General features: G+C 61.0%; 10 protein-coding genes. 9 read left to right on the forward strand and 1 reads right to left on the reverse strand.

What is annotated here, in order from left to right:
• The first annotated feature begins 99 nt into the window (after positions 1–99).
• The 3 genes from ACI512_RS00800 to choV all read left to right on the forward strand — a co-directional run bounded on the left by ACI512_RS00800 (position 100) and on the right by choV (position 3136).
• Positions 100–1047 (forward strand): choline ABC transporter substrate-binding protein, encoded by a 948-nt coding sequence (locus tag ACI512_RS00800; RefSeq protein WP_015886270.1) that lies wholly within the window; start codon positions 100–102, stop codon positions 1045–1047.
• A gap of 68 nt (positions 1048–1115) precedes the next feature.
• Entirely contained in the window at positions 1116–1961 is an 846-nt protein-coding gene (choW, locus tag ACI512_RS00805; protein ID WP_015886271.1) for a choline ABC transporter permease subunit, read from the forward strand.
• Positions 1958–3136: a choline ABC transporter ATP-binding protein gene (gene choV / locus ACI512_RS00810; RefSeq protein WP_015886272.1), complete on the forward strand. Its 1179-nt coding sequence runs from the start codon at positions 1958–1960 to the stop codon at positions 3134–3136. The genes choW and choV overlap by 4 nt, the downstream gene beginning before the upstream one ends.
• A gap of 188 nt (positions 3137–3324) precedes the next feature.
• Here choV and ACI512_RS00815 read toward each other — a convergent pair whose 3' ends face one another.
• The gene (locus ACI512_RS00815; RefSeq protein ID WP_236381388.1) at positions 3325–5259 is read right to left on the reverse strand and encodes a BCCT family transporter; all 1935 of its coding nucleotides are present in this window, start codon (positions 5257–5259) and stop codon (positions 3325–3327) included.
• Between the two features lie 389 nt (positions 5260–5648).
• Here ACI512_RS00815 and betI point away from each other — a divergent pair, with 389 nt between their 5' ends.
• The 6 genes from betI to ACI512_RS00845 all read left to right on the forward strand — a co-directional run bounded on the left by betI (position 5649) and on the right by ACI512_RS00845 (position 13799).
• On the forward strand, positions 5649–6242 hold the full coding sequence (betI, locus tag ACI512_RS00820) for a transcriptional regulator BetI (RefSeq protein WP_015886274.1): 594 nt from the start codon (positions 5649–5651) through the stop codon (positions 6240–6242).
• Between the two features lie 110 nt (positions 6243–6352).
• Positions 6353–7825, forward strand: coding sequence for a betaine-aldehyde dehydrogenase (betB, locus tag ACI512_RS00825; RefSeq protein WP_405121579.1), 1473 nt, complete (start codon positions 6353–6355; stop codon positions 7823–7825).
• Between the two features lie 142 nt (positions 7826–7967).
• Positions 7968–9671: a choline dehydrogenase gene (betA, locus tag ACI512_RS00830; RefSeq protein ID WP_015886276.1), complete on the forward strand. Its 1704-nt coding sequence runs from the start codon at positions 7968–7970 to the stop codon at positions 9669–9671.
• A gap of 191 nt (positions 9672–9862) precedes the next feature.
• Entirely contained in the window at positions 9863–11305 is a 1443-nt protein-coding gene (locus ACI512_RS00835; protein WP_236381548.1) for a TldD/PmbA family protein, read from the forward strand.
• Positions 11305–12621, forward strand: coding sequence for a TldD/PmbA family protein (locus tag ACI512_RS00840; protein ID WP_236381541.1), 1317 nt, complete (start codon positions 11305–11307; stop codon positions 12619–12621). Before ACI512_RS00835 ends, ACI512_RS00840 begins: the two co-directional genes overlap by 1 nt.
• 287 nt (positions 12622–12908) lie before the next feature.
• Positions 12909–13799 (forward strand): alpha/beta fold hydrolase, encoded by an 891-nt coding sequence (locus tag ACI512_RS00845; RefSeq protein WP_236381533.1) that lies wholly within the window; start codon positions 12909–12911, stop codon positions 13797–13799.
• The last annotated feature ends 17 nt before the right edge of the window (positions 13800–13816 follow it).

Raw genomic sequence — 13816 nt, forward strand, 5'->3', positions numbered from 1 at the left:
TTTGCAAGGCACCGTGCCAGAGCTGTTGTCGCACGCACCAACCGCAACACTTATAAAGCGCGGCGAAGGCCGCCAGAAAAAACACAGGAGTCTAGCCCCATGAAAGCTTCACCCTCGTTGTTGTTGGCCGCCATGCTGAGTCTGCCAGTCCTGGCGCACGCTGCAGAACCGGCACAATGTCAGACCGTCAACTTCTCCGATGTCGGCTGGACCGACATCACCGTCACTACCGCGACCACCAGCGAAGTCCTCAAGGGCCTGGGCTACAAGCCGCGCACCACGATGATTTCGGTACCGGTGACCTACAAGTCCCTGGCCGACGGCAAGAACATGGACATTTTCCTCGGCAACTGGATGCCGACCATGGAAAACGACATCAAGCAGTACCGTGATGCCGGCACCGTGGAAACCGTGCGCGCCAACCTGGAGAACGCCAAGTACACCCTCGCGGTCCCGGAAGCGCTGTACAACAAAGGCCTGAAGGACTTCGCCGATATCGCCAAATTCAAGGATGAGCTGGGCGGCAAGATCTACGGCATCGAGCCGGGCAACGACGGCAACCGCACCATCCAGACCCTCATCGACAAAGACGCCTTCGGCCTGAAAACCGCCGGTTTCAAAGTCGTCGAGTCCAGCGAAGCCGGCATGCTCTCCCAGGTTGAACGTGCCACCAAGCGTGACCAGGCCATCGTGTTCCTCGGCTGGGAACCGCACCCGATGAACACCCGCTTCAAGATGAAGTACCTGACCGGGGGTGACGATTCGTTCGGCCCCAACTACGGCCAGGCCACCATCTACACCAACACCCGCAAGGGCTACACCCAGGAATGCAGCAACGTGGGTCAGTTGCTGAAAAACCTGTCGTTCACCCTGAACATGGAAAGCACCCTGATGGGTAACGTCCTGGACGACAAGATGAAGCCCGACGCCGCCGCCAAGGCTTGGCTGAAGAAGAACCCGCAAGTCCTCGACACTTGGCTCGCCGGTGTCACTACCGTTGACGGCAAACCCGGTCTGGAAGCCGTAAAAGCCTACCTCGACAAGTAACGCAGCTGACCCCGGGCCGGTGCGCTGGCCCGGGATGTTTTCCCCTTCGCATGTGGACATTCACTACCATGCTGACTGAACAGAAAATCCCACTAGGCCAGTACATCGCTGCCTTCGTCGAATGGTTGACCCAACACGGCGCCAACTACTTCGACGCAATCGCATCGACACTGGAAACGATGATCCACGGCGTGACGTTTGCGCTGACCTGGTTCAATCCGCTGGCATTGATCGGTCTGATTGCGCTGCTGGCTCACTTTATTCAACGTAAATGGGGACTGACTGTTTTTGTCATCGCCTCCTTCCTGCTGATCCTGAACCTGGGGTACTGGCAGGAAACCATGGAGACCCTGGCGCAAGTGCTGTTCGCCACCCTGGTCTGCGTGGTGATCGGTGTGCCGCTGGGCATTGTTGCCGCGCACAAGCCGATGTTCTACACCCTGATGCGGCCGGTGCTCGATCTGATGCAGACCGTACCGACCTTCGTCTACCTCATCCCTACCCTGACCCTCTTCGGGCTGGGTGTGGTGCCTGGGCTGATTTCCACGGTGGTGTTCGCGATTGCCGCGCCGATCCGCCTGACCTACCTGGGTATCCGCGATGTACCGCAAGAGTTGATGGACGCCGGCAAGGCCTTTGGCTGCTCGCGCCGTCAGTTGCTCTCGCGCATTGAACTGCCCCACGCCATGCCGAGCATCGCCGCCGGCATTACCCAATGCATCATGCTGTCGCTGTCGATGGTGGTAATCGCGGCCCTGGTGGGCGCCGATGGCCTCGGCAAGCCGGTGGTCAACGCACTCAATACCGCCGACATTGCCCTGGGCTTCGAAGCCGGCCTGGCGATCGTGTTGCTGGCCATCATGCTCGACCGCATCTGCAAACAACCCGACGCTAAAGTAGGGGGTGATGCATGAGCATTATCCGGTTCGACAATGTCGACGTGATCTTCTCCAAAGACCCACGCGAAGCGCTCAAGCTGCTGGACCAGGGCATGAGCCGTAACGAGATCCTGAAAAAGACCGGGCAGATTGTCGGCGTTGAAAAGGCCAGCCTGGACGTTGAGAAAGGCGAAATCTGCGTGCTGATGGGCCTGTCCGGCTCCGGCAAGTCCAGCCTGCTGCGTTGCATCAACGGCCTCAACACCGTGAGCCGTGGCCAGCTGTTCGTGGAGCATGAAGGGCGCCAGATCGACATCGCGTCCTGCACCCCCGCCGAGCTGAAAATGATGCGCACCAAGCGCATCGCCATGGTGTTCCAGAAGTTCGCCCTGATGCCTTGGCTGACCGTGCGCGAGAACATCAGCTTCGGCCTGGAAATGCAGGGCCGTCCGGAGAAAGACCGGCGCAAGCTGGTGGATGAAAAACTCGAGCTGGTGGGCCTGACCCAATGGCGCAACAAGAAGCCGGACGAGCTTTCCGGCGGCATGCAGCAACGCGTCGGCCTAGCCCGCGCCTTGGCGATGGACGCCGACATCCTGCTGATGGACGAACCGTTCTCCGCGCTCGACCCGCTGATCCGCCAAGGCCTGCAGGATGAGCTGCTGGAGCTGCAGCGCAAGCTGAGCAAGACCATCGTGTTCGTGAGCCACGACCTCGATGAAGCGCTGAAACTCGGCAGCCGTATCGCGATCATGAAAGACGGCAAGATCATCCAGTACAGCGTGCCGGAAGAGATCGTGCTGAACCCGGCGGACGACTATGTGCGCACCTTCGTCGCCCATACCAACCCGCTGAACGTACTGTGCGGCCGCAGCCTGATGCGCACGCTGGACAACTGCAAACGCGTGAACGGTTCGGTGTGCCTCGACCCGGGCGGCGATTCGTGGCTGGACCTGGCCGAAGGCAATACCATCCAGGGCGCGCGGCAGAATGGCGTGGTGATGAATTTGCAGAACTGGGCGCCCGGGCAACCGGTGGAAGGACTGGGCCGGGTGCCGACGCTGGTGGACTCGAATATCGGCATGCGTGATGCCTTGCAGATTCGGTATCACACCGGGAACAAGTTGGTGTTGCATGACAACAACCAAGTGGTGGGGATTCTGGGGGACAGCGAGCTGTACCATGCCCTGCTAGGCAAGAACCTGGGCTGACAAACACTGCACATCTCAATGTAGAAACTGGGTCAATGTGCGAGGGGGCTTGCCCCCGATTGCGGTGTATCAGTAACAGAAGTACTGACTGACACATTGCTATCGGGAGCAAGCCCCCTCCCACATTAAGTTCTGTTTACACATGTGGACCCGGTGGTGTCAGTGAGGACACCACCCGTCTTCACCTATCAGCTATAGACACGGCCAAGGAGCTGCCGATGGCTTTCAAACTGATCGAGCACATCCCGGGTGATCTGTTCCTGGGTGAAGCCCATCAGGTCGTATTCCTGAGGCCCGTTGTGCAAATAGACCTCGGCCCGGTAATAACGCGTGCGTTCTTCCTCAGGCACATCGCTCGGCGCCGACGAATAAGCATCCAGGCTCACTTCATAAACGAAGGGGTTGCCCTCTTCCATCTCGATGCGCACACCGATGCAACGCTTGGACTTGCCCAACAGCGTCTGCACTTCCAACCCCAGGTCACGCAACGCGACCGCAGCCTCTTCCAGCGCCGGCGTGACGTGCTTGTCCATAAAGCGCTGCACGGTGCCCTGGCTCGGTTGCAGGTCCAGCGCGGTCAAACGCTCGCTGAAACCACGACGCCCGCGTTCGGCCAATTGCGCCTGCTCCTGTTCGATCGCCACATCCTGGCGCATGGCCTTGTGCAAACCGAACATGAAGAAGATCAGCACCACCGAGAACGGCAGCCCCGCCAGCACCACCATGGTTTGCATGGCCTCGAAGTTGCCAGCAAACAGCAAGCCGATGGTCACCAGGGTGATCACCGCCGACCAGAAGATCCGCAGCCAGTGCGGCGCATCTTCGTCCACATTGCCGCCTTTGCACGAAAGGTTGGCCATCATCACCGCACCGGAATCCGCCGGCGTCAGGAACAGCACAAAGCCCACGAAGATCGACACACCGATGACGATTTTCGACGCCGGGTAGTGCTCAAGCAGTTGGTAGATGGCCATGGACGGCTGTTCCAGCGCCGTCTTGCCCAGCTCTACCGCACCGTGGTTGAGCACCAGGTCCAGTGCCGAGTTACCGAAGATCGACAACCACGCCAGGGTGAAGCCCAGCGGGATCAGCAGCACGCCGGCCACCAGTTCACGCACGGTGCGGCCACGGGAAATACGCGCGATGAACATGCCCACGAATGGCGCCCAGGAAATCCACCAGGCCCAGTAGAACAGGGTCCACAGGCCCATCCAGCGCTCGGTCTTGTCGGCGTCGCCTTCGTACACGTAGAGGTCGAAGGTTTTCAGGATGATGCCGTTGAGGTAGTCACCGGTGTTCTGCACCAGGCCGTTGAGCAAATGCAGGGTCGGCCCGAACAGCAGTACGAAGATCAGCAAGCCGCTGAACAGCACGATGTTGAGGTTGGACAGGCGGCGAATACCGTTCTCCACACCCGACACGGCAGCGATGGTCGCCACGGTGCTCATCACGATGATCACGATCAGCAGGTTGGTGTTGCTGTGCTGCATGCCGAACAGGTTTTCCAACCCGGACGACACTTGCATCGAGCCGATCCCCAGGTTGGTCACCAGGCCGAGCAGGGTCACGAACATGCCGAAGCCATCCACCGCATGGCCGGCCGCGCCTTTCACCCAACGCTCGCCTACCAGTGGGTACAGCGCCGAACGCAGGGCCAGCGGCTGGTTATGGCGGTACGCGAAGTACGCCACGGCCAGGCCGACCAGCGCATAGATCGCCCAGCCGTGCAGGCCCCAGTGCAGGAAGGTCAGTTGCAACGCCTGGCGGGCGGCGCCATTGCTGGCGGCGGCGCCTTCGGGCGGGTTGAAGTAGTGGTCCAGCGGCTCGGAGGCACCGAAGTACAGCAGCGAAATGCCGATGCCCGACGAGAACAACATGCCGGCCCAGGCGCCGTAGCTGAAGTCCGGGGTGTCATCCTTACTGCCCAGTTTCAACTTGCCGTAGGACGAAAACGCCAGGCCGACCACGAACACCAGGTAGGCGGCGATGACCACCATGTAGTACCAGCCGAAGCTTTTAGACAGCCAGGCCTGGGCGACGCCGAGCATGCGCCCGGCCTCCTGCGGGGCGATGATCAGGATGGCGGTCAACAACAGAATCAGCGCGGTGGAGGTGTAGAACACCCAACCGTTGACCCGCACCTTTTCCGGCGGGGTCTTTATAAGAGAGGCAGAACTCATGGCGCAGATGCTCCAGGCAGTGCGAGAGAGAAACACAAGGCAACGGTTATCCCGGGACATCGATTTTTCGGCAGTCGACGGACGGGTGTTATAAAGACACCCCGAAAATTCCTGAACCCGCCGAAACGGTGGGCAGGCCCTGATACGGCCTGTTTCAAGGGTTTTTGCAGGTGTCAGATGTCACGGCCCACACGTAGGAAATACCTGTAGGCAGCGACCATTTGTCGCAGAGCTTATTCTTTGTTGATTGAACGTTCAATCAAAACAAAATAGACTGGCCACCAAGTCGACGAACGTTCATCGCCCGTCGCAGGCCTAAGGAGAGGTGCTACATGCCCAAGGTCGGTATGCAACCCATACGCCGCCAGCAGTTGATCGAAGCCACCCTGACGGCCATCGATCAGGTCGGGATGGGCGATGCCAGCATTGCGCTGATCGCCCGTTTGGCCGGTGTCTCGAACGGCATCATCAGTCACTACTTCAAGGACAAGAACGGCCTTATTGCAGCGACGATGCGCTATTTGATGAACGCATTGATCGATAACGTCCACGAACGCCGGCTGGCGCTTACAGACGACAGCCCACGGGCACATCTTCAGGTGATCATCGAGGGCAACTTCGACGCCAGCCAGGTCAACGGACCGGCAATGAAAACCTGGCTGGCCTTCTGGGCCACCAGCATGCATCACCCGTCATTGCACAGGTTGCAGCGGATCAACGATCAACGTCTGTATTCCAACCTGTGCTGCCAGTTCCGCCGAGTGCTGCCGCTGCCGCACGCACGCAAAGCAGCCCGAGGCCTGGCGGCCCTGATCGACGGTTTATGGTTGCGCGGCGCCCTGTCGGGAGACGCTTTCGACACGGCGCAGGCGCAACGGATCGCTTACGAATACATGGATTTCCAATTGGCCAAGCAGGTGAGTTAGAGCACTTATAAACGCTCAACCCCTGAACGTCTGCCGCTCAGTGTTGCCACACCCTCATGGCCCACTTTTCGGCGGGTAACGCCAACCACTTATGCACTTGCGAGGACTTTATGGCCCGTTTCGACCTGCAAAAACTCTACATTGACGGCGGCTACAGCGACGCTGGCAGCGATGCCACCTTCGAAGCCATCAACCCGGCTAACGGTGAAGTTCTCGCCCAAGTGCAACGCGCAACGAAAGAAGACGTTGAACGTGCCGTGGTCAGCGCTGAAAAAGGCCAGAAAATCTGGGCCGCCATGACCGCCATGGAGCGTTCGCGCATCCTGCGCCGTGCCGTCGACATCCTGCGCGAGCGCAACGACGAACTGGCCGCCCTGGAAACCCTGGACACCGGTAAAGCCTTCTCCGAAACCCAATACGTCGACGTCGTCACCGGCGCCGATGTCCTGGAATACTACGCAGGCCTGGTACCGGCCATCGAAGGCGAGCAGATCCCACTGCGCGACACCTCTTTCGTCTACACCCGCCGCGAGCCGTTGGGCGTGATCGCCGGTATCGGCGCGTGGAACTACCCGATCCAGATCGCCCTGTGGAAATCCGCACCGGCCCTGGCCGCCGGTAACGCGATGATCTTCAAGCCCAGCGAAGTCACCTCGCTGACCACCCTGAAACTGGCCGAGATCTACACCGAAGCCGGCGTTCCGGCTGGCGTGTTCAACGTGCTGACCGGCAGCGGCCGTGAAGTCGGCACCTGGCTGACCGAGCACCCGCGCATCGAGAAAGTCTCGTTCACCGGCGGCACCGACACCGGCAAGAAAGTCATGGCCAGCGCTTCCAGCTCCTCGCTGAAAGAAGTGACCATGGAACTGGGCGGCAAGTCGCCGCTGATCGTGTTCGAAGACGCCGACCTGGATCGTGCCGCCGACATCGCGATGATGGCCAACTTCTACAGCTCCGGCCAAGTCTGCACCAACGGCACCCGTGTGTTCGTGCCTAAGCACTTGCAGGCGGCTTTCGAAGCCAAGATCGTTGAGCGTGTTGCCCGTATCCGCGTGGGCGACCCGCAAGACGAAAACACCAACTTCGGCCCGCTGGTCAGCTTCGCCCACATGGAAAGCGTGCTGGGCTACATCGCCAAAGGTAAAGAACAAGGCGCACGCCTGCTGTGCGGCGGCGACCGCCTGACCGACGGCGACTTCGCCAAAGGCGCCTACGTGGCCCCAACGGTGTTCACCGACTGCACCGACGAGATGACCATCGTCCGTGAAGAAATCTTCGGCCCAGTGATGAGCATCCTCACTTACGAGACCGAAGAAGAAGTGATCCGCCGCGCCAACGACACCGACTTCGGCTTGGCTGCCGGCCTGGTAACCAAGGACCTGAACCGCGCCCACCGCGTGATTCATCAGCTGGAAGCGGGCATCTGCTGGATCAACGCCTGGGGCGAGTCCGACGCGAAGATGCCGGTCGGCGGCTACAAGCAATCGGGTGTTGGCCGTGAGAACGGCATCAGCTCGCTGAACAACTTCACCCGCATCAAATCGGTACAGGTTGAGCTGGGCGACTACGCCTCGGTGTTCTAAGACTCGAGATTTGTATCGCCTTTGAGGCCGCCATCGGGGGCAAGCCCCCTCCCACCTTTGACTGTGTAAACCCGATCAAATGTGGGAGGGGGCTTGCTCCCGATGAGGCCCGACCTGACCACACTTCAAAGAGGGTGCATTTATGTCCCAAGAATACGATTACATCATTGTGGGTGCCGGCTCCGCCGGTAACACCCTGGCGACCCGTCTGACCGAAGACGAAGGCGTCACCGTCCTGCTGCTGGAAGCCGGCGGCCCCGACTACCGTCTCGACTTCCGTACCCAGATGCCCGCTGCCCTGGCCTTCCCGCTGCAGGGCCGCCGCTACAACTGGGCCTACGAGACCGATCCAGAGCCCCACATGGACGGCCGCCGGATGGAATGCGGTCGCGGCAAGGGCCTGGGTGGCTCTTCCCTGATCAACGGCATGTGCTACATCCGTGGCAACGCCATGGACTACGACAACTGGGCAAAACTGCCAGGGCTTGAAAACTGGACGTACCTGGACTGCCTGCCCTATTTCAGAAAAGCTGAAACCCGCGACATCGGCCCGAACGACTACCACGGTGGCGAAGGCCCGGTCAGCGTGACCACGCCAAAAGCCGGCAACAACCCGCTGTTCCACGCCATGGTCGAAGCCGGCGTGCAGGCCGGTTACCCGCGCACCGACGACCTGAACGGCTACCAGCAAGAAGGCTTCGGCCCGATGGACCGTACCGTGACCAAAAATGGCCGTCGCGCCAGCACTGCACGCGGTTACCTCGACACGGCGAAGAAGCGCTCGACCCTGACCATCGTCACCCACGCCCTCACGGACAAAGTGTTGTTCGAAGGCAAGCGTGCCGTTGGCGTGCGTTACCTGATCGGCGCCGCCGAAGAGCGCGTTGAAGCCCGCGCCCGCAAAGAAGTGCTGGTGTGCAGCGGCGCGATCGCCTCGCCGCAACTGCTGCAACGCTCCGGCGTCGGCCCGGCCAAATTGCTGGAAAGTCTCGACATCCCCGTGGTCCACGACCTGCCGGGCGTCGGCGAGAACCTGCAGGACCACCTTGAGCTGTACCTGCAATACGCCTGCACCCAACCGGTGTCGCTGTACCCATCGCTGCTCTGGTACAACCAGCCGGCGATTGGTGCCGAGTGGCTGTTCAACGGCACCGGCATCGGCGCCAGCAACCAGTTCGAAGCCGGGGGTTTCATCCGCTCGCGTCCGGAATTCGATTGGCCGAACATCCAGTACCACTTCCTGCCGGTGGCGATTAACTACAACGGCAGCAACGGTGTGAAAGAGCACGGTTTCCAGGCGCACATGGGCTCCATGCGTTCACCAAGCCGTGGCCGCGTGCAACTGAAGTCGAAGAACCCACGGGACTACCCGAGCATCCTCTTCAACTACATGGCCACTGAGCAAGACTGGCAGGAATTCCGCGATGGCATCCGCCTGACCCGTGAAATCATGCAGCAGCCGGCACTGGACCCGTACCGTGGTCGCGAAATCAGCCCTGGTATTGACGTGCAAACCGATGAGCAACTCGACAAGTTCATCCGCGAACACGCCGAAACCGCGTTCCACCCGTCCTGCTCGTGCAAGATGGGCACCGACGAGATGGCGGTTGTCGACGGTGAAGGCCGCGTGCATGGCATGCAGGGTCTGCGTGTGGTCGATGCGTCGATCATGCCGATCATTACCACCGGCAACCTGAACGCGCCGACGATCATGATCGCCGAGAAAATCGCCGACAAGATCCGCGGCCGCCAGCCTCTGCCGCGCAGCACCGCCGACTACTACGTGGCAGGCGATGCGCCAGTGCGTGGCAAGCCGCTGCGTGAAGTAGGCCCGACCGCACAGTAACTGAAACACCCTTGTAGTGAGCGGGCTTGCCCCGCGCTGGAGTGCGAAGCGCTCCCAAGATGTTAGGGCCGCTGCGCAGCCCAGCGCGGGGCAAGCCCGCTCACTACAATGATCCGCTTTCCTTGATCAGCTTCCAGCCCAGGCCTACTCTGTTTGCCTGCCCGCGCTGAGCCCCCCACAAGGAAGGCCCCATGTTCGACCACCACGCCACACTCAAAAAGCACTTCAGTGCCCTGCGCACCCGCGCCGAATTTTTCTCGCTGCGTTATGTACGCGAATCCGGCCACTACCTGGCCGTACGCAAGAACGTCGCCGAACCGCCACACCTGAACCACGACGAGGGCGCCATGCTCACGGTGCGTGTCAACGGGGTGGAAGCCTACGCCGCGACCCACGACATTTCCCTTTCCGGCCTGCAAGCCGCCCTTGAGCGTGCCGAACAGCAAGCCCGGTTGATCAAGCCCCACGCCCTGCTCGACCTGCGAGACCACCACGTTTCCAGCGACGTCGCGGACTACCTGTCACCCGACCTCGACCAGCCCTTTGCGTCCCTGAGCGATTGCTACCAACTGCTGGGGAGCGAATCGGCCGCCGTCCCCCAGGACGAACGCCTGGTGAACTGGGAAGTCAGCCTTGGCCTGACCCACGTCGAGCAGATTTACCTCAACAACGCAGGCGCCGAACTGCGCCAGGCCCAGCGCTTTGTATTCCCCGGCGTCAACGTCACGGCCTATGACGGCAACGACAGCCAGTCGCGCACGCTCGGCGGCAGCAACTTCGGCCAGCAAGGTGGCTTCGACGTGATCAGCCGCTTCGGCCTGATCGGCGCCGCGCCGCGTATTGCCGACGAAGCCCTGCAACTGCTGCTGGCACCCAACACGCCCCAGGGCCCGCGTGACCTGCTGCTGATGCCCGACCAGATGATCCTGCAGATCCACGAATCCATCGGCCATCCGCTGGAACTCGACCGCATCCTCGGCGATGAGCGCAATTACGCCGGCACCAGTTTCGTCAAGGCCAGCGACTTCGGCCACCTGCAATATGGCTCCACGCTGCTCAACGTGACCTTCGACCCGGACATCCCCGAACAACTCGCCAGCTACAGCCATGACGACGACGGCACCCGCGCCAGCAAACAGTTCCTGATCCGCGAAGGGCTGCTGCTCAAACCGCTGGGCGGGGCGTTGTCGCAGTTCCGCGCCGGCATGGGCGGCGTCGCCAACAGTCGCGCGTGCAGCTGGAACCGCCCGCCGATCGACCGCATGGCCAACCTGAATATCGAACCCGGCGACCAGAGCCTGACGCAACTGATCGGCGGCATCGAGCACGGTATCTTGATGTCGACCAACCGCTCCTGGTCCATCGACGACGCGCGCAACAAATTCCAGTTCGGCTGCGAATGGGGCCAACTGATCGAAAACGGCGAACTCAAAGGCGTGGTGAAAAACCCCAACTACCGGGCCATTTCCGCGCAGTTCTGGCGCAAGCTCAGCGCCGTCGGCGACGCCAGCACGTTCAAGGTCCTGGGGACGCCGAACTGCGGCAAGGGCGAACCCAACCAGGTGATCCGCGTGGGCCATGCCTCGCCTGCCTGTGTATTCAGTGATGTCGATGTATTTGGGGGAGATGCCTGATGAACAACTTCAAGGCACTGGTGGATTGGCTCAAGCACGCCATCACCGACGGTGAACACTTCCATCTGGGCTACGCGGATGAGTCGTCCGAGTTCGTGCGCTTCAACCACGCACACGTGCGTCAGGCCGGGCAGGTGCAACAGGCCAGCCTCACGCTGAAACTGATCAACGACGGCCGTCACGCCGACCTGGGCATCACCCTGGGCGGCGAACCGGAAGTCGACCGCCAACGCCTCGCCGAGGGCCTGCAACAGTTGCGCGAAACCTTGCCGCTGCTGCCGCAGGACCCATACCTGCTGCTGAACCATAACGCCTGGCAAAGCCACAACGAACAGGCCCGCCCCCTGCCCGACCTGGCCCTGGTGTTGGAAGACATCAGCCGCGCCGCGCAAGGCGTGGACCTGGTCGGTTTCTACGCCGCCGGGCCGATCAGCCGTGGTTTTGCCAGCTCCGACGGCGCCTTTGGCTGGCATCAGGCGAACAGCTTCAACTTCGACTTCAGCCTGTTCCATGCCAATGGCGAGGCCGTTAAAGCCAGCTACGCCGGTGACCAATGGGACAGTACCGAATTCGCCCGTCGCTTCCAACTCGCCCGAGAACAGCTGGAATTCCTTGGCCGCCCGCTGCACAAACTGGCACCTGGGCAATACCGCGCCTACCTCGCGCCGGCCGCACTGGAAGAAATCATCAGCATCATCACCTGGGGTGGGTTTTCCGCCCAGGCCATCGCCAGCAAAGGCAGCTCGCTGCAAAAACTGTATGCCGGTGAACAGTCCCTGAGCCCGTTGGTGACGGTGAAAGAGCAGATCAGCGGCTCATTGAGCCAGGCGTTTTCCACCGAAGGCTACCCACGGGGCGATGTCACGCTGATCAGCGCCGGCAAAGCCGACGGCCAATTGGTGAACTCACGCAGCGCCGCCGAATACGGCCTCAGCGCCAACGGCGCCAGCCGTGATGAATCGCCCAGCGCCCTGCAAATAGCGGCGGGCAACCTGGCCCAGGCCGACATCCTCAAACAGTTGGGCACCGGGCTGTACATCAGCAACCTGTGGTACCTGAACTACTCCGACCTCCCGGCGGCGCGCCTTACCGGCATGACACGCTTCGCCACCTTCTGGGTGGAAGACGGCGAGATCAAAGCGCCGGTCAGCACCATGCGCTTTGATGACAGCGTCTACCAACTGCTGGGGTCGCAGTTGGAAGCGCTGACAGCGGATCGGGAACTGCTGCTGTCGGCCAGTACTTACAGCCAGCGCAACACGGCCTCCAACCTGCTGCCGGGCGCTCTGGTCAAACGCCTGACCCTCACCCTTTAAACACAGCAGATCCCTGTGGGAGGGGGCTTGCTCCCGATAGCGGTGTGTCAGCCACAGATAAGTTGACTGATACACCGCAATCGGGAGCAAGCCTCCTCCCACATTGTTTCGTACTGGGTTCATACACCTTCGCTTTACACTTTCCTACGGTCAATTCTCGGCTGCCCAGTCTGCACGGGCAGCCTGTTGTCGCCTGCAAAAAACCTCGTTATAACGGTTGGTGGCGTCCCGCCACTCCCCCCACGAGAGCACGACCTTGCCCGGGAAGGGCAAGCTGGAGCGTTGACATGAACCATGGAAGTTTTGTCATTGAAAAGCTGTTCAAGCACTACAACGTTCATGTTGAGCAGCTGGGAAACAATCCGCAAAGAAAGACCGTGCTGATGGTCAATGGCGCGCTGTCCACCACACGCTCCTTTGCCCGCACCAGCAAATGCCTGGCCGAGCATTTCAATGTGTTGCTGTTCGACCTGCCGTTCTCCGGCTATTCCCGCGAACACAACATTGACCTGGACCTGGTCACGAAGGACGACGAAGTGCAAATCCTGCGCGCCCTGGTGGAGCGCTTCCAGGTCAACCATCTGGTGTCGGCGTCGTGGGGCGGTATCTCGACCCTGCTGACCCTGGCGCATAACCCTCCCTCCATTGAAAGCTCGGTGGTGATGGCCCTGGCGCCCAACCTCAACCAGGCGATGCTCGACTATGTGGAGCGCGTACGCGTGCTGATCGAAGCGGATGACAAATCCGCCGTTGGCCACTTGCTCAACGAGACCGTGGGCAAATACCTGTCATCCCGGCTCAAGCGCAACAACCACCGGCACCTGTCGACCATGGCCACCACCGAATACCGCCAGGCGCGTTTTCATATCCATCAGGTGCTGGCGTTGGGCGATGGCAACTACCTGCCGGCACTCAAGCAGATTGAAACACCGGTGCACTTTCTCAACGGTGCACTGGACGAATACACCCCGGCCGCCGAGGCAAAGGTGTTCCAGCAATACGTGGGTCGCAGCAGCTTTGCCATGGCCGAACATACCGGCCACTTGCTCGACCTGGAGTCCCGCGAGGCCGCGCTGGCGGTACACCGGGCGCTGTTGGATTTCCTGGTGGGCGAGCATGCCGCGTTGTCGGATTTAGACGAACCGCCAGTGGGAAAAGGAGCGACGGATGGCGCATAATCGCCAACACATAGCCT

It is taken from the genome of Pseudomonas petroselini (assembly GCF_045037875.1).
GTDB classification, from domain to species: Bacteria; Pseudomonadota; Gammaproteobacteria; order Pseudomonadales; family Pseudomonadaceae; genus Aquipseudomonas; species Aquipseudomonas petroselini.